Raw genomic sequence first — 16,748 nt, 5'->3', positions numbered from 1 at the left:
CCGTGCGCCGACGACCCGCCACGGCCTACGACGTCCTCGTACTCGGCGAGGTGCTCGTCGAGATCCACGCGGGCACCACCCTGCGCGAGGCCGCCGACGGCACCCCGGCCCGCATCTCCTACTCCGGCGACGCACTCAACGCGGCCGCCGCCGCCGCGGCGGCCGGAGCCCGGACCGCCCTGCTCGCGGTGGTCGGCGACGACGAGCTCAGCACCCCGCTGCTGCGCCGGGCCGCCGAACTCGGCGTGGACGTCGCCCACGTGCGCCGCGCCCCGCACCCCAACGGCGCCTACCTGCTCTGCGCCGACACCGACGGCGACCGCGAGTTCGTCTACTGGCGCACCCGAAGTGCAGGTTCCACCCTCGGCCCCGCGCACGTCGAGTCCTGGCGCGAGCTGCTGACCCGCTGCGGGGCACTCGTGACCAGCGGCATCACCGGCGCCCTGTCGCCGAGCAGCCGGGGCGCCGTACTGGCCGCCGCGCACCTCGTGCACGGCGCGGGCGGGCACCTCTCGTACGACCCCAACTTCCGCCCCCGGCTGACCGGCAGGGCCGAGGCCCGGAAGCTGCTCGCCCGGATCGCCCCGCTGACCGGGCTGCTCAAGACCTCCTGCCCGGCCGACGCCACGGCCCTCGTCGACACCGCCGATCCGCGCACCGCCGCGGACCGCCTCCGCTCGCTCGGCGCCCGTACGGTCGCGGTCACCTCCGGCGCGGACCGCCTGCTGCTGCACGACGGCACGCGGGCGGCGTACCACCCCGTACCCGTGAACCCCGCGCCGGTGGACGCGACCGGCGCGGGCGACTGCTTCACCGGCACCACCACCGCCCGGCTCGTCCTCGGCGACACCCTCGCGGACGCCGTGGCGTACGGCACGGCCGCGGCCTGCCTCTCCGTCTCCGGCCGCGGCGGCACCGGCCACGTTCCCGCCTTCCCGGACACGGCGGCCCTGGCCGCCGCCCACCGCGCGGGCGGTTAGAGGAGGTCGGGCTCGGCGACCCAGCCGGCCGCCAGCACCAGCCGCGAGGTCCGGTGGACGGCCAGGAAGCCGAACGGCCTGTCGAAGCGCACCTCGGCCCGGCGGGCCCTGTACCTGGGCCGCGCCGGCGCGGCGCAGCCGGCCGCCATGCCGAGCGCGGTGACGGCCGCGGCCTCGAAGCCCTCGGCGTCGAACCGGGCCAGCGCGGACTGCCGTGCGGAAGTGACCGCCAGCGGCTGGGAGCTGACGCCGGGGAAGTGGCCGTGATCCGTGTCGGTGGCGCTCTCCAGCCCGAACAGCCGGGAGTGGTCCAGGAGGTCGTGCTCCGCACGCACTGCGAAGGCCACCGTCTCGATGTCCAGCAGGGGTTCCGCGGAGTGGGCGGCCACCGTGCCGACCGCCAGACCCGGACCGGGGCGCCCGTCGGGGAGCAGGCTCGCTCCCGTGGCGGGGAGGACCTTGGTGACGGCGGCGATCCCGGTGGTGAGCGTGTGCGCGGCCGGCGCCTCGGGCGCGCCCAGCACGAGGTGGACGTCCACGCCCGCCGCCCCGACGACCTCCAGCAGGGTGACCGCACCGCACGGGCCGTGGGCCACCCGGACCCGGTCGAGCAACGAGGTGCTGCGGTGCAGCACGCGCACGCGACGCCCGGCCCACGGCCCGGCGTGCGGCTCCCCCGGCCACTCGTCGAACGGCTGGATCCACCGCAGCCGCAGCGCGAGCGCGGAGGCGAGGACCATCAGGGTGCCCTCTTCCAGGACCACCGGCATGCGCTCGATCAGCCCGTCCGTCCGGTCCGACGCCCACGCGTCGAGCACCTTGCCATCGGCGTCCGGGTCCCCGGTCAGCGTCCCCCGGGCGCCGGCCGGTAGCCTCGCCGCCCAGTCTTCCTCCAGTGGGAGCCCGGCACCGGTCCACAGGCCGGTGGCCGTCCGAAGACCCCGTACGCCGGCCAGTGCGGCCAGCAGTTCCCGGGCAGCCCGGCCCGCGGCCTCGGCGGGTATGCCCAGGGCCTGCTCCAGTTCGGTGCGGGCCGGGCCGCCCGAGCCGTCCGCGAGCAGGGCGAGCAGCGGCCAGAGCCCGGCAGCGGTGAACACGGTGTTCCCGTTCCCGTCCCCGTCCGCGTCCTCGCCCCCGTCGCCGGCCGGGGCCTGCGCGGCCGCGGCCCAGCGCGTCGTCAGCCGATTGACCGCCCGTACAGTCGAGTTCCTCATGCGCGGGAGCGTACGTGGAGGGGCGCCGCCGGGCCGGATGGATTTCCGCGGCCCGGCGGCGCCGGTCAGTGGCGCCGGTCAGTGGCGCCGGTCGGTGGCGCCGGCTGGTGGGGTCGGCCGTTGGGGTCGGCGGCGACGCGGGTTCAGTGCCCGCGCAGCCCCCGGTCCACGGCCGTCATCAGCTCACCGTCCGCGGTGTCCGCGTCGAGCGACCAGAACATCGCGCCGCCCAGGCCGTGTTCGCGTACGTAGCCGGTCTTGGCGCCCAGCACCTGCGGGTCGTCGTACGTCCACAGGGTGGTGCCGTCGAACAGCCAGGCATGGCCCCCGCGCCGGTCCCGGTGGAGCTGGTACGTGCCGGAGTCGGCCAGCTTCTTCAGCGCCTTGTAGTCCTCGTACCCGGCGGACCAGGTGGCCGGCGCCGGGCCCGTGGCGGGCTGGCCCATGCCGTCCCCGCCGCCGCTGACGCCGGTCCAGCCCTGCCCGTAGAACGGCATGCCCATCACCAGCTTGTGCGCGGGCGCCCCGCGCTCGCGCCAGGCGTCCACCGTGCCGTCGACGCTGAAGTCGCCCCGGGCGTAGAGCGCGGACTGCTGGGCGGTCCTCGGCTCGCCGGAGACGTGGAAGTCGTAGCCCTGCAGGGTCACGAAGTCGAGGTCGCGCATGATCCGGCGGACGTCGAAGCCCGCGTCGATCTTGGCGGGGGCGGTCGGGACGAAGGCGGTCAGCTCGTACTTCGTCTTCCTGCGCTGGCTCTTCGCGTACGCGTCGAGCTGGGTGCGGAACTCCTTGACGAGTGCGGTGAAGTTGCGCTTGTCCTCCGGCCGGAACTTCGTGTCGGCGTCGCCGGCGGAACCGGGCCACTCCCAGTCGAGGTCGATCCCGTCGAACACACCGGCGGCCGCACCCGCACCGCCGCGGCTGCCGTCCTGCGGGAGGTTGCCCTTGATGTAGAGGTCGATGCAGGAGGCCACGAAGGCCTTGCGGGAGGCGGGGGTGAGGGCGGCGTCCGAGAAGTGGGTGGACCAGCTCCAACCGCCCAGTGAGAGCAGCACCTTGAGGCCGGGGTGTTTGGCCTTGAGCTCGCGCAGCTGGTTGAAGTTGCCGGCGAGCGGCTGCTCCGCGGTGTCGGCGACCCCGTCGACGGAGTTCGCGGCGTCCAGCGGCCGGACGTAGTCGGCCCAGGCGTCGGCCTCGCCCGGTACGTTCCCCGTGAAGCACGTGCCCTGCGGGCTGACGTTGCCGAAGGCGTAGTTGATGTGGGTGAGCTTGCCGGCGGAGCCGTTCGCCTCGAGGTCCTGGACCTGGAAGTCCCGCCCGTAGACGCCCCACTGGGTGAAGTAGCCGACCTTCTTGTACGAGCGGGCGGGTCCGCTCGCCCCGCCACCGCCGTCCGCACCGGCGGCCGGCGCGAAGGCGGTGAGCAGGGAGAGGGAACAGGCGGCGACGGCCAGTCTGCCGAGCATGCTGCGGCGCATGGGCTTCCTTTGCGGAGGCGGGAACGGGCGTGAGCGCGTGCGCGGTGCATGCCGGAAACTATTGGTCTGGACCAGGGTGGTCAAGGGGGCGGCCGAAACTCACCCGCCGCCGGGGACGCAAGCCCTACGGGAGGCTCCACTGACCGACGTCGTCGCCGAGGCCGGTGTTGAGGGCGAACTGCACCGCGGCCGCGCCGGCGTCCTCGGGGAGCCGGAAGGTGACGAAGCCCTCCGCGCTGCCGCCGGGTTCGAGCGTGACGGTGTCGGGGAAGCTCGGGCCCGCCGTCGTGGGGACGTCGAGCCCGGTGAACCGCTGCCCGGTGGTATCGAGGACGTGCGTGGCCGGTGCGGGGGAGTCCCGGTAGACGGCGGTACCGGTGTTCTCCAGCCGGAAGCGGACGGCGAGGAGCCGATCCGGCCCGTCGGGCTCGGCCTCGGCCGTGGGGTCGGCCACCGGGCTCGCGGGGTCGACCACCTGCGTCAGCGTGACGTCGAGCCGCTGGCCGGGCTCGTTCCCCGCGAGGGAGATCGTCTCGCCGGAGCCGCCGGGGGCCGCGCCCAGCAGGGCGGGGGCGAGGAGGGCCAGCGCCACCAGGGCGCCGCGGAGGCGGCCGCGATGCGGGTCCGCACGACCCGGACGGCGCGGGCGGCCCGGGCGGCGGCCCGTATCCCGGCTCCGGGGCACGGACGAACCCCCCGTCGCACGGTTCACCCTGCTCACGATCCTCCCCGCCCGCGGCCCCCGCCACCCGCGCCGTCCCATGGCCCCGCCGCCCCGGCCCCGTAGGCGGGGCGCCACGCCGAGGAAGGACGGTCCACGCGGTCCCGCGGATCCGCCGACCCGCTCGCTGGCGCCGTCACCGCCGCGATCCGGGGCGACGACCTGCCGGGCCCGCGGGACCTCCTCGACGCCCACCCTGGACTCGCCGCCGCGCGCATCGTCAAGCGCGGTGCGGTGGCCGACGGGCGCAGCCTGCTGCACATCGCCACCGATGTCGACGCGCCGGGCGCCGTCCTCGGCGGCGGTACCCCGCTCGCGGACGCCTGCGGCTTCGGCCAGTGGCGGGCCGCGCGCCGGCTGCTCGCCCTCGGAGCCCGCCCGGACCTGCAGGAAGCCGCCGCCCTCGGGCTGCTCGCCACGGTCGAGGACCTCGAGGCCGGCGCCTCCCGCCAGGACGTCACCAGCGCCTTCCGGCAGGCTCGCCACGGCGGCCGGCTGCCCACGGCGCGCTGTCTGCTGTCGCACGGAGCGGACACCGGCGAGCGACTCGCCCCCGGTGGAACGAGAAATGCAGTGGATCTCGGGGTCGGGCCGTGCCAAGGTTGGACCCACCGAAGGGGTGTAGCTCAGCTGGTCAGAGCGCCGGTCTCCAAAACCGAAGGCCGCAGGTTCGAATCCTGCCGCCCCTGCTGTACTGGGAAAGTGCGAGAGCCCCGCCGGGCGACCGGCGGGGCTGGTCCCGCAGTTCTACGTCCGCCCCGGCGATGACCCCGCGCTCGGTGGCCCCGTCAGTACGTGGGGCAGAGGTTGGTCTGTACGGCGGCGAGGATGAACGCGGCCTTGGTGGGGCCGAAGCCGTCCGGGTGGTTGGGGCCGATGAAACGCTTGTTCGTGGACTCGACGCGCTTCGTCGGATCCTTCTCGTCCTTCATGGACTGGCACTGGTTCAGGCCCCGTGAGATGGCCTTGTCGTCCTGGCCGTTGACGATCTCGGGGTCGATCTTGTTGAGCGCCGCGAGGTAGATGACGCGCTGCTCGGGGGCGGGGCTGGGCGGGATGCCGGCGGCGGAGGCTGCGGAGCCGGGGGCCTCGGGAGCCGCGCTCTGCCGGGGAGCGGGTGACGAGGCGGCCGGCTTGCCCTCGTCGCTCATACCTGCGTGGTCCGCGTCCGCGTCCGCGCAGCCGGTGAGCGCGAGGCATGCGGCGGCGGCGAGGAGGGTGAAGGTGTGGTGTGTGCGCATCGCGCCACTCTGCCGGGACGCCGGCTGCCGTGGAGCGGCCGTGACAGGTCTGTGACGCACGAGAGCCCCACACGATGGCGGGGCTCCGAGAACCCCTACCTTGACCGCGTCTGGTCGAGCTCCCGGCCACCGACCCGGACGGCGACGTACGCCGCGCGGTGTCCCTACGGCCCGGGCTGAGGAGGAGCGGCGGCAACTGACCCTCGCCCAACCGGACTCGACGCCCGGGGTGCGCGCCGCGGCCGACCTCCGGTTGTCGGCGGCGGCCCGGAACCCGGCTCCCCCGGTGGCGGGTCACGGACCGCATGACCGCCACCGGTTCATGAGGTGGACCCGGGGCTCAGCCGTCGGTGCCCGGCTCCTGGTAGCCGTACGGGCGGGTGATGATCTCCATCCCGTGCCCCGCGGGGTCCGTGAAGTAGACGCCGCGGCCCCCGTCGTTGTGGTTGATCTCGCCGGGGTGCTTGCCGTGCGGATCCGCGAAGTACGCAACGCCCGCGGCCCGCATCTTCTCGAACGCCACGTCGAACTCCTCCTCGGAGAGGAGGAACGCGTAGTGCTGCGGGGTGATGGAGCCGGCCGGGATGGTCGCGAAGTCCAGGGTGACGCCGTTGGCGGTCTCGACGGGGAGGAAGGGTCCCCACTCCTCCCCGACCTGGAGGCCGAGGATGTCCGCCAGGAATGCGGCGGACTCCCGGTTGTCACGGGAGTGGATGATCGTGTGGTTCAGATGCACGGACATGAGTGAATGCCTCCGAAAGGCACGTCACGGGCGCCTCCATGCCTCACCCAGCCGGTGACCGACACGCGATGCCGTGATCACGATCCTAGGCATCCCGTCCGCGCCAAGTCCACCCCGTGCCTCCGTCCCGGACGCCACCGGTGTCAGGAACCCCCGTACACCGCCTTGACGTTGTCCTGCGCCGGATGCGAGCGGCCCGCCGGGCCCGCCGCGAACACCCGCAGCAGGTTCTCCGTCACCCGGGTGGTCAGCGCCCCGGACCGCGCGTCCAGCCCGTGGTTCTTCCCACCGCGGCCGTCACCCGTCGCGTCCAGGGCCTCCACCCACCGCATCGTGCCGGTCGCGAACACCCCCGCCCCGCTCGCCACCGTGTAGTACGCCGTGTCCTGGTGGCTGGGTCGCCCCTCGCACACCACGGGTGAGTGGGCCACTATCTCGATCGGCCGAGGCGTCGGAAAACCGGTGTTGACCTTGTCGTACTCCACCCCGACCAGGTGCTCGAAGCGATCGCCGGCCCGCGCGCCCGTGCCCTCGAACAGCCAGTGGCCCGGGCTGGTCACCACGTACGGGGCGTCCACCGGATAGCCGTCGTAGATCACGCCGAGCAACGAGCTCTCCGGGTCCGCCCCGGGCGCCGAACGGAAGTCCACCGTCGCCGGATGGCCCCGCTTGAACCCCGGGTCCTGGTCGTAGGAGGACTTGTAGCAGACCAGCGTCCGATCCGGCCCCAGGTCGGAGGCCTCCAGCCGGATCCGGCGGAAGCAGCAGTTCGCTCCCAGGATCGCGATGTTGGTGCCGGCGTCGCGGGCGGCCGTGACATGGGCCCGCTGCTCCGGGGACCAGTACTCGTCGTGCCCGAGCGAGAGCACCGCTGCCGCACCCTCCAGCAGTCGCTTCTCCCGAGCCACGTCGGTCGTGGTCGCGTACGCCAGGGGTATGCCGAGCCGCTCGGCCAGCGCGATCAGCGGAGCCTCGTACACCAGGAACAGGCCCGCGCCGTCGTCGTACTCGTACGGCCGGTCGAAGGTCACGGCGAGCGAGCGCGAGGCGTAGCCGCCGCTGGGGCCGTCGTAGCTGCCGTAGCCGCCCCACCGGTTGTACGCCTGCCAGGTGGCCACCGCGTTGACCACGACCGTACGCCCGGCCGTCGCCGCAGACCGGACGGTCACGGGCACGAAGCGCTGCCCTTCGCCGCCCTGGGCGTCGAGCCGCAGCAGGTAGCAGCCCTCCGGCCAGTCCTTGGTCTCGACCGTGGCGGTACGGGCCCAGCGCGTGCGGACCATCCGGGTACCCGGGTCCACCGTGTGCTCCGGCTGACGTGCCCCCGGGAGGGCCTCGGAGCGCCACACCAGCCGGGCCCGGGCCCCGCCGTACCAGCCCATCCGGTAGGCGGAGACGGTGAACCGCGGCGCGGTGGTCGACACGTGCAGACCGAAGGACTCGCCGGGCAGGACGCTGACCTTGTCCGCGAAGCCCTCGATCGCCCGCGCCGGCCCCGCCTTGGTGACCGGCCAGTCGGCGTGGCCCTGCTTCGCGTTCTCGGCCTTGACGTCGAAACCCCGCGCACTCGCCGCCGACGGCTTCCCGCCCGGCGCCGCCGACCCGCCGGTCCGGTCCCCGCCCCGCCCGTCGGCGCCGCCGTCCCCGCCCCCGCAGCCGGCCACGGCGCCGAGCCCGGCAGCCGTGGCCGCCCCCGTCGCGACCGCGAGGAACCGCCGCCTGCCTGCGCCTTCGCCGTCACCGGCCGGTCCGGCTATGTGCTCCTGATCCATGGTGGGCACGTTATGTCACCCTTGAGACCCCCTCCTCACCACCCCCTCACCACTCCCTCCGACCCCTCCTGACCTACGCTGACCTCCAGTCGTGGCGGGCATTAACTGACCCTGGGGGAAAGCGATATGACGTACAGCGGCGTACACGGACCGGGTGCGGTCAGGCAGCTGTGGCAGCTGCTCGAACCCGTACACGCCATCGTCTACTTCGCCCCCGAGGCCTACGAGGAGGCCGGCGCGCTCGGCTACGCCACCGACGACCGGTGGCCGATGTACTTCGCCTTTCGGGCCGCCCCTCTCGGCCCGGCCGGACCGGAACTCGTGAACGCCCTCTTCTTCAGCTTCAGCCCGCGAATGGTGGAGCGGTACGTCGCGCGGTCCTGGCACACCGCCCCTCCGGCCCGGGTGCTCGCGGTCCGCGCCGTCGCCGCGGACCGCTCCCTGCGGGCCCTCCTCGGCGAGCGGACCGCATCCCCGGACCTGGCCGAGGCGGCGATGCTCGCCCGGCGCGCCGCCGAGGCCGCCGCCACGGCCGGCCGGCCGCTGGCCGCCGCCAACACCGCCCTGCCCTGGCCCGACGCTCCGCACGCCGTGCTCTGGCACGCGGCGACGATCCTGCGCGAGCACCGCGGGGACGGCCACCTCGCGGCCCTCCAGGCCCACCACCTCGACGCGGTCGAGTCGCTGGTCCTGCACTCCGGTGCGGGCGCCGCCCCGGCCGAGTGGTTCGAGAGCCGCCAGTGGTCCGCCGACGAGTGGAACGCCGCCCGCGAGCGGCTCGCCGCCCGGAACCTGCTGGCCGAGGACGGCACGGCCACCGGAGCCGGACTGGCACTGCGCACCGCCGTCGAGAAGCTCACCGACGAACTCGCCTCCGGCCCCTGGTCGGCGCTGACCCCGCAGGAGACGGCCCGGCTCGCTGAACTCCTCCTCCCGCCGGTCCTCGACATCGTCGGCGCCGGCCTCCTCCCGACCCAGAGCACCCTGGGCATCGGCATGAAGTACGACTACGAGGGCTGACCCCGCCGGCCCGGTCCACATGCTCGCGGTAGCGTTCGATCATCTCCGCAGCACCCCGGAACCATGGATCCGTCGACCGAGGGGAGCCGTTCGTGAAGTACGCCTTTTCCACGCTCGGCCTGCCGGGCGTGCCGCTCGACCGCAGCGCCGCCCTCGCGGCCTCCCACGGCTTCGACGGCCTCGAACTGCGTGCCCATCCCGAGGAGCCCCTGCATCCCGAGAGCCCGGCCGCCGAGCGCGCCGCCGGGCTGCGGGCCCTCACCGCCGCAGGCATCACCGCCCTCGCGGTCGCGGGCTACGCAAGGGTGGCCGCCCCCGGCGAGGACGAGCCGGTCCTCGCCGAACTGCGCTCCCTGATCCGCCTCGCCGCCGATCTGCAGGCCCCGTACGTCCGCGTCTTCCCGGGAGGCGCCGACCAGCCCGAGAAGACCGCCGACGCCCACGCCGTGCGCCGTCTGCTCGCCGCGGCGCCCTGGGCCGAGAGACACGGCGTACGGATCCTGCTGGAGACCCACGACTCCCATCGCACCGCGACCGCGGCCGCCCGTGTGCTCGACCGCGTCGCCCACCCGGCCGTCGGCGCCGTGTGGGACGTCCTGCACACCTGGCTCGGCGGCGAACCCCCGGCCCGGTCCCGGCGGACCCTGGCCGCGCACCTGGGCTACGTACAGGTGAAGGACGTACGGTCAGTGCGGGACCTCACCCCGATGGCTCTCGGCACCGGAGTGCTCCCCCTCCCCGAAGTGGTGGCCGCCGCACCGCCGGACGGCTGGCTCTGCTGGGAGTACGAGAAACGCTGGTACCCCGACGCCGCCGACCTGCCCGCACAGCTCACGCAAGGACGGGAGTACCTGCAGAGCCTGGTGGCGGGACAGGCCCCGGCGGACAATCGGACGGCCGGTTATCGCGGGCTGCAGCCTCGACTCTGAGCGGTCGGTTCTCCCCAGTCGTGGGCCCGCCCGGCCCGGCACGCGAGGTGCCGGACCGGGCAGGCGTTCAGAAGTCCCAGCTCTGGCTCCGCGCGCCGTTGCAGCTCCAGCTCACGAGGAGCTGGCCGATGTCCGGCCGTCCGGCCAGGATGTCGAGACACTTTCCGTTCACCCGGTTACGGATCTCGCTCCCGTTCCGGTACCACTTCTGGTGGAGACCGCCGTTGCAGTCCCACATGCTCACCGAGCCCTGGTCACCCAGGTGGGGGCCGTAGATCTCCAGGCACTTGCCGTTCATGTTGGAACGGATCTGCTCACCGTCCCAGTACCACTGCTGGTTGGTGCCGCCGTGGCAGTCCCACGTCACGGTGGAGGCCCCGTTCTCCTGGTGGAACATGAAGATGTCGGCGCACCTCCCGTTCAGGTTGGACTTGAGCAGCGGGGCCGCGGCGTACGCCGGCGAGCCCGTCAAGACAGGGCCGGCCAGCAGCCCCGTGACCGCCGCCAGCAGCATCAGTCGTCGTACGGACCTCATGATTTCCCCTTCCCATCACCGTTGCGCGGTTGCGCTGACCCCTGTCTAGCCACCGATTGATGTCCGGCGCCGGAACGAGGGTTCCGGACATCAAAAGCTGGACAAACACCACCCAACACGGCCGCGGAAAGCCGCAGAGAGGAAGGCAATGCCACGCCCCGAACGCCCGCTCGACCCGGACTCAGGTCCTGTGACACGCTTCGCGGCCGACCTCCGGAAGCTGCGCGAGGCGGCGGGACGGCCGCCCTACCGGGCACTCGCGAAAAGGGCGCACTATTCGTCCACGACCCTGTCGGACGCCGCGGGCGGGCACACCTTTCCGAGCCTTGCCGTCACGCTCGCCTACGTCGAGGCGTGCCAGGGCGACCGCCGCGCATGGGAAACCCGATGGCATGCGGCCGCCGCCGAGGTCGCCGCGAGCGCACGTCGCGAGGAACCCTGGGAAACCAGCGGACGGAACGTGCCGTACTCGGGGCTGTCGGCGTTCCAGCCGGAAGACGCCGACCGCTTCTTCGGGCGCGAGCGCCTGACCGGCGAGCTGCTCGCGAAGGTGCACGACCGCCGCTTCCTGGCCGTCTTCGGGCCGTCCGGATCGGGCAAGTCCTCCTTGCTGCGTGCCGGGCTCGTCGCCCGCGCACGGGCGTCGGGGTGGCCCGTGATGCTGTTCACGCCGCGCCCGCATCCCGTGGAGGAGTGCGCGATCCACCTGGCCGCGGCGACGGGAGAGGCCCCCGGCGCGCTGGTGACCGAGCTGTTGGACGATCCCCTGGCACTGCACCTGCGCATCCGACAGGCCATGGTCGACCGCGCACCGGACGTCGACACGCTGATCGTCGTCGACCAGTTCGAGGAGGTCTTCACCCTCTGCGCGGACCGGGACGAACGCGACACGTTCATCGCCATGTTGCTCGCGGCGGCCACGGCGGCGACCAGCCGAACCCGGGTGGTACTCGGCGTGCGCGCCGACTTCTACGGCCACTGCGTCCAGGACTCCCGGCTGGTCGAGGCGATCCGCGACGCGCAGATCGCGGTCGGTCCGATGAGCAGCCAGGAACTGCGCGAGGCCATCACCCGCCCCGCCGCGCTGGTCGACTGCACGGTGACCGGCCCGCTGCTGGCGGCCGTGGTCGCCGACGCGACCGGTCAGCCGGGTGCGCTGCCCCTGGTCTCGCACGCGATGGTCGAGACCTGGCGCCGGCGCTGCGGCAGGCGCCTGACCCTGGAGGGATACCTGGCGGCCGGCGGAATCCAGCACGCGCTCGCCCACACCGCGGAGTCCGCCTACGGGGCCCTGTCGCCGGTGCAGCAAGACCTCGCCAGGTCCCTGTTCCTCCGGCTGACCGCGCTGGGCGACGGCACCGAGGACACCAGGCGCCGGATCACCAGGGACGAGCTGGACCCGAGCGCCGACACCGTCCACGTGCTCGAAACCCTGGCCCGGCAACGGCTCGTGACGCTGGACCGGGAATGCGTCGAGATCACCCACGAGGCGATCATCCGGTGCTGGCCGAGGCTGCGCGGCTGGCTGACCGAAGACCGCGACAGGCTGCTGCTGCACCGGCAGCTCACCGACGCGGCCGCCGGCTGGGAGGCCCTGGACCAGGACCGACACGCCCTGTACCGGGGCGCCCGCCTGGCCGCGGCCCTGGACCTGGCCGCCGCCGACGGCAGTCGGCTGACCTCCAGGGAACGGCGCTTCCTCGACGCGAGCCGGGAAGCAGAGGCCGGCGAGATCGCCGCGGCCAGGCGTCGGACGGTCCGCCTGCGGCAGCTGGTCACGCTGCTCACCGTGCTGATGGTCGTCGCGGCGACCGCGGGCGGGCTGGCCGTCGACTCGCGCGACTCCGCCCTCCGGCAGCGCAACGTCGCCATCGCGCGGAAGGCAGCCGCCGACGCGGCCGAGGTGCGGCAGCACAACCCCGCGCTCGCGGCGCAGCTGAACCTGGCCGCCTACCGGCTGGCAGTCACCGGCGATGTCCGCGACCAGCTCATGAGCGCGTTCGCGACGCCGTACACGAGCCGGCTCACGGGTCACACATCCGACGTGGTCTCGATCTCCTTCGCCCCGAAGAGCATGGTCGTGGCCACGGCGAGCTGGGACGGCACGGCAAGGCTGTGGGACGTCGGGGACGCCCACCACCCCGTACAGCTGGCCGTCGTGCACCAGCCGGAGCGGCTGATGGCGGTGGCCTTCGACGGCGCCGGCCGTGTACTGGCCACGGCGAGCGAACGCTCGGTGCGCCTCTGGGACGTGACGGACCGGCGGGCGCCCGCCGAGCTGAGTACCCTGCCGGACCAGCGGTCCGCGCCGACGTGGGTGGCGTGCGGGGCCGGCGGCCTCATCGCCACCGGCCATACCGACGGTGCGGCGCGGCTGTGGAACGTGAACGATCCCCGCCACCCGCGGCTGCTGGCCACCCTGCCCGGCCACTCCGGCACGGTCACCTCGGTGACCTTCAGCCCGGACAGCCGCACGGTGGCGACCACCGGCGACACCACCACCCGACTGTGGGGCGTCGACGACCCCGAACGTCCGCTCCTCCTCGACGTCCTGCGCGGACACACCGACACCGTGACCTCGGCCGCCTTCAGCCCTGACGGCCGGACGGTGGCGACGGGCAGCTGGGACCGCACCGCACGCGTCTGGGACATCGCCGGCAGTAGCAGTAGCAGTAGCAGTAGCAGTAGCAGTGGCATTAGCAGTGGCAGTCGGCGAGCGGAGTCACTGGCCGTCCTGTCCGGGCATCCCGCGATCGTCTGGTCGGTGGCGTTCAGCCCGGACGGCAGCACCTTCGTCTCGGTAGGCGGGTCCACCCAGTTCTGGGACGTCGCCGCCCCGGCGAACCCGAAGCGGACCAGCACGCTTCAGGGCGGGTTCTACCAAGCCGTGTTCAGCTCCGACGGCCGCATGCTCGGCAACGCCGACCGGCTCCTGGACCTGCGGGACCTGTCGCTCGCCACCCACGACGACGTGGTCACCTCCTTGGCGTTCGCCCCCGGCGGCCAGCTGCTCGCCAGCGCCAGCTGGGACGGCACGGCACGGCTGTGGCAGGTCACCGGCGGCCGGGCCCTGTGGCCCCTGTCGGTCCTGCGCGGGCACACCAAGTTCGTCCGGTGCGTGGCGTTCAGCCCGGACGGGCGCATCCTCGTCACCGCCGGCGAGGACGGCACCGTCCGCGTGTGGGACGTAACGGATCCGCGGAAGCCGCGGCTGACATCGGTCCTCACCCCTGACGGCGGCGAGGTCGCCGGTGCGGCCTTCGGCCCGGGAGGCCATGTACTGGCCGTCTGGGCACAAGCCACGGCCGGACTGTGGGACCTGACCGATCCAGGGAACCCGCGGCCGCTGAGCCGGATCGCCGAGGACGGGCCGCACGTCACCATGGCCTCGTTCCGGCCGGACGGCCGCACGCTGGTGACGAGTACCGGCGAGTCCGGTTCGCTGCGCTTCTGGGACATCAGCGAACCGCGCAACCCCCGGGAACGGCCGTCACCGTTCCGCTCCGACCCTCTGACCGGCGGCGTGTTCAGCGCCGACAACCGGAGGCTGGCCGCCTTCCACCGTACGGACAAGACGGTCTGGCTGATCGACGTCAGCGACATCGGACGCCCGGCGAAGGTCGCGCAGCTGCCGGCTTCCGGTTCCTGGCTCTACACCCTGACCTTCGACGCGGCCGGCCGCAGACTGGCAGCCGGCGCCGGGGACAGCAAGGCGCTGCTGTGGGACCTGAGCGGTGCGGCCACCCCCACCGTCCTCACCGGCCACTCGAACCCCGTACCGGCCGTGGCATTCAGCCCGGACGGCAACACCCTGGCCACCGGCGGCAACGACTTCACGATCCGGCTGCGGGACACCGGCCTGGACCAGGTCACCACCCGCATCTGCGACAGCGCGTACCCCCGGATCACCCGAGCCCAATGGGACCAGTACTTCACGGCGGTCGACTTCGACCCGCCCTGCCCCGCCACGTGACAGCCGAGGGCGGTCAACCGGGGAACCGCAGTGCCGGGCGCCGCTCTTGACCTGGCCGGGGCCCGTCCCGGGCACAGGGGCCGTGGCTGTCATCGGTGGTTCCCAGGTGCGTGGGGAATTGTGAATAGGGTGACCCCATGTCTGTCACGTTGAGCTCCACGAAGGCCGCCGCCGCACTCCGTACGTCGGCACGGGTTTGCGCCGAGTTGCTGGTGGTCCTGGTCATGGCGGCGGCGGCCCTGTGGATCCTGAGCCGGATGTGGTCGGTCGTCTGGCCGCTCATAGTCGCCCTGTTCATCACCACCCTGACCTGGCCCCTGGCCGACTTCCTGCGCCGGCGCGGGTGGCGGCCCGCTCTGGCCGCCTCCACGGTGACCGTGCTGTTCCTCCTCCTGGCCGCAGGCATCGCGGCACTGATCGCCGTACCCGTGGCCTCCCAGTCGGGCGAACTCGTCGACGGCGTGTCCGAGGGCATCCAACGGCTGCGCGAATGGGCGGCCGGGCCGCCGCTGAACATCGGCGACGAGCAAATCACCGGTGCCTCCGACGCCGCGATCGACCGCCTTCAGAACAGCGTCGGCAGCGCCGTCTCCACCGTCGTCACGGGCGTGAGCACCGTGTTCAACGGTCTGGTCACCGCCGTCCTGGCGCTCTTCCTGATGTTCTTCTTCCTCAAGGACGGCTCCCGCTTCCTGCCGTGGCTCACCCGCCAACTCCCCGGCCGGCTCGCGACCGACATCCCGGTCGTGGCCGCGCGCAGCTGGCAGACCTTGGGCTCCTTCGTCCGGTCCCAGGCCTTCGTCGGCCTCCTCGACGCCGTGTTCATCGGCCTGGGCCTGTGGATCGTAGGCGTACCGCTCGTGCTGCCGCTGGCAGTGCTGACCTTCGTCTCCGCATTCGTGCCGATCGTGGGAGCCCTGTTCGCCGGCCTGGTGGCGGTGCTCATCGCGCTGGTGTCGAACGGTCTGACGGACGCGCTGATCGTGCTGGCCATCATCGTCGCGGTGCAGCAGCTCGAAGGGAACGTGTTCCAGCCCATGATCCAGAGCCGCAGCCTCGGTCTCCACGCGGCGGTGGTCCTGCTGGCGGTCACGCTGGGCGGCAGCCTGGCCGGCGTCGTGGGCAGCCTGCTGGCCGTACCGGCGGCCGCACTCGTCGCCGTCGTCTGGAACTACCTTCGCGAGCAGCTCAGTGAACCACCGCACGAGCCGGACGCCGACCAACCGCTTCCCACCGCTCCCGCGCCCTCGTAGGCCGGGGGAGTGTCAGTGCTGTCCCGGACCCGGACCCGGACCTGGAGCCGATGCGGGCGAGGAGCGCGGAGCCGGGCCGGGCTCCTCGCAGTGCCCCGGTGCTGTCCGGAGGGCAATACCGGTCACGAGCCTGGGGTGTCGGGTGCCGTCACGCCTGCCCCGGGCACGTCATCCGTCGGCGGTGTCCTCGGCCTCCCAGCGCAGCAGGTCGCCCGGCTGGCACTCGAGCACCTCGCAGAGCGCGGCGAGCGTCGCGAAGCGCACGGCCTTGGCGCGGCCGTTCTTGAGTACGGCCAGGTTGGCGGGAGTGATCCCCACCCGGTCCGCGAGCTCGCCCACCGACATCTTCCGCCTGGCCAGCATCACGTCGATGTCGACGGCGATCGGCATCAGATGACCTCGTCCAACTCGGCCTGCATCTGCGACGCTTCGACGTCGCGCGCGACGGCCTGGCTGAGCAGCATCCGCAGCAGGAGGACGATGAGAGCGACCCCGAGGATGGCCAGGCCGACCCCGCCCATGATGACGGTGACGCCCGGATCCTCCCGCTGGCCCGGCGCGTTGACGGCCGTGACCGCGAACCACAGGAGGGCGGCCGCCACGATGGCGCCGATCACGCCGTCCACGTAGCGGAAGGCGGCGTGGGAGAACACGGTTCCGCGTCGCACCATCGTCACCAGCCGCCATACGCAGACCAGGGCGACCTGGACCGACACCATGCCCAGGATCGTGATCACTCGCAGCGGGGTCAGCGGGAGCGACCCGTCCTCCGGGTCGTTCCCGCTGACCAACGTCCACACCATGCCTGCCTGTACGAACACGGTGCCGGCCATCACCACCACGAGCACGGCGCGCAGCGCACGTACTGTCAGCTTCCCCACGACCCATCC

Annotated in this window: 14 protein-coding genes and 1 tRNA gene; 6 read left to right on the top strand and 9 right to left on the bottom strand. The window is 73.1% G+C overall.

Annotated elements, in window-relative coordinates; genetic code table 11:
- Nucleotides 1-2: 2 nt before the first annotated feature.
- Nucleotides 3-980 (top strand): PfkB family carbohydrate kinase, encoded by a 978-nt coding sequence (locus ACZ6JT_RS01665; protein WP_469206077.1) that lies wholly within the window; start codon nucleotides 3-5, stop codon nucleotides 978-980.
- Here the strand turns inward: ACZ6JT_RS01665 and ACZ6JT_RS01660 are convergent.
- From ACZ6JT_RS01660 to ACZ6JT_RS01650, 3 genes are all read right to left on the bottom strand, one after another.
- Complete coding sequence (locus ACZ6JT_RS01660; protein ID WP_469206075.1) at nucleotides 977-2,194, bottom strand: serpin family protein; 1,218 nt, start codon at nucleotides 2,192-2,194, stop codon at nucleotides 977-979. The two genes, ACZ6JT_RS01665 and ACZ6JT_RS01660, sit on opposite strands and share 4 nt — an antisense overlap.
- A 143-nt stretch (nucleotides 2,195-2,337) precedes the next feature.
- Nucleotides 2,338-3,672 (bottom strand): glycoside hydrolase family 18 protein, encoded by a 1,335-nt coding sequence (locus tag ACZ6JT_RS01655; RefSeq protein WP_469206073.1) that lies wholly within the window; start codon nucleotides 3,670-3,672, stop codon nucleotides 2,338-2,340.
- A 124-nt stretch (nucleotides 3,673-3,796) separates the two neighbouring features.
- Complete coding sequence (locus ACZ6JT_RS01650) at nucleotides 3,797-4,918, bottom strand: hypothetical protein (RefSeq protein WP_469206071.1); 1,122 nt, start codon at nucleotides 4,916-4,918, stop codon at nucleotides 3,797-3,799.
- A 90-nt stretch (nucleotides 4,919-5,008) separates the two neighbouring features.
- Here ACZ6JT_RS01650 and ACZ6JT_RS01645 point away from each other — a divergent pair.
- Nucleotides 5,009-5,082, top strand: a tRNA-Trp gene (locus ACZ6JT_RS01645).
- Nucleotides 5,083-5,181: 99 nt separating this feature from the next.
- On the opposite strand, the gene ACZ6JT_RS01640 is transcribed toward ACZ6JT_RS01645, so the two are convergent.
- The 3 genes from ACZ6JT_RS01640 to ACZ6JT_RS01630 form a co-directional block, all read right to left on the bottom strand.
- Nucleotides 5,182-5,634, bottom strand: a complete 453-nt coding sequence (locus ACZ6JT_RS01640) for a DUF732 domain-containing protein (RefSeq protein WP_469206069.1) — start codon at nucleotides 5,632-5,634, stop codon at nucleotides 5,182-5,184.
- Nucleotides 5,635-5,974: 340 nt separating this feature from the next.
- Nucleotides 5,975-6,376 (bottom strand): VOC family protein, encoded by a 402-nt coding sequence (locus ACZ6JT_RS01635; RefSeq protein WP_469206067.1) that lies wholly within the window; start codon nucleotides 6,374-6,376, stop codon nucleotides 5,975-5,977.
- A 143-nt stretch (nucleotides 6,377-6,519) separates the two neighbouring features.
- A complete protein-coding gene (locus ACZ6JT_RS01630; RefSeq protein ID WP_469206065.1) occupies nucleotides 6,520-8,148 on the bottom strand; it encodes a N,N-dimethylformamidase beta subunit family domain-containing protein in 1,629 nt (542 codons plus the stop codon).
- Nucleotides 8,149-8,274: 126 nt separating this feature from the next.
- Between ACZ6JT_RS01630 and ACZ6JT_RS01625 the strand changes: the two genes are divergently transcribed.
- Both ACZ6JT_RS01625 and ACZ6JT_RS01620 read left to right on the top strand, forming a co-directional pair.
- Nucleotides 8,275-9,168, top strand: a complete 894-nt coding sequence (locus ACZ6JT_RS01625) for an SCO6745 family protein (RefSeq protein ID WP_469206063.1) — start codon at nucleotides 8,275-8,277, stop codon at nucleotides 9,166-9,168.
- Between the two features lie 92 nt (nucleotides 9,169-9,260).
- Nucleotides 9,261-10,097 (top strand): sugar phosphate isomerase/epimerase family protein, encoded by an 837-nt coding sequence (locus ACZ6JT_RS01620; protein WP_469206061.1) that lies wholly within the window; start codon nucleotides 9,261-9,263, stop codon nucleotides 10,095-10,097.
- 67 nt (nucleotides 10,098-10,164) lie between these two features.
- On the opposite strand, the gene ACZ6JT_RS01615 is transcribed toward ACZ6JT_RS01620, so the two are convergent.
- A complete protein-coding gene (locus ACZ6JT_RS01615) occupies nucleotides 10,165-10,632 on the bottom strand; it encodes an RICIN domain-containing protein (protein WP_351299808.1) in 468 nt (155 codons plus the stop codon).
- A 190-nt stretch (nucleotides 10,633-10,822) separates the two neighbouring features.
- On the opposite strand from ACZ6JT_RS01615, the gene ACZ6JT_RS01610 reads away from it, so the two are divergent.
- Nucleotides 10,823-14,605, top strand: a complete 3,783-nt coding sequence (locus tag ACZ6JT_RS01610; protein WP_469206058.1) for an nSTAND1 domain-containing NTPase — start codon at nucleotides 10,823-10,825, stop codon at nucleotides 14,603-14,605.
- 137 nt (nucleotides 14,606-14,742) lie between these two features.
- Entirely contained in the window at nucleotides 14,743-15,858 is a 1,116-nt protein-coding gene (locus ACZ6JT_RS01605; protein WP_469206056.1) for an AI-2E family transporter, read from the top strand.
- 168 nt (nucleotides 15,859-16,026) lie between these two features.
- On the opposite strand, the gene ACZ6JT_RS01600 is transcribed toward ACZ6JT_RS01605, so the two are convergent.
- Nucleotides 16,027-16,248 (bottom strand): helix-turn-helix domain-containing protein, encoded by a 222-nt coding sequence (locus ACZ6JT_RS01600; protein ID WP_469206055.1) that lies wholly within the window; start codon nucleotides 16,246-16,248, stop codon nucleotides 16,027-16,029.
- Nucleotides 16,248-16,739: a DUF2975 domain-containing protein gene (locus ACZ6JT_RS01595; protein WP_365470626.1), complete on the bottom strand. Its 492-nt coding sequence runs from the start codon at nucleotides 16,737-16,739 to the stop codon at nucleotides 16,248-16,250. The genes ACZ6JT_RS01600 and ACZ6JT_RS01595 overlap by 1 nt, the downstream gene beginning before the upstream one ends.
- Between the last annotated feature and the right edge of the window lie 9 nt (nucleotides 16,740-16,748).

The organism is Streptomyces sp. NPDC046308 (genome assembly GCF_055588065.1).
The sequence above is the reverse complement of the archived record's forward strand: the minus strand, read 5'-3'. Positions and strand labels throughout refer to the sequence as shown.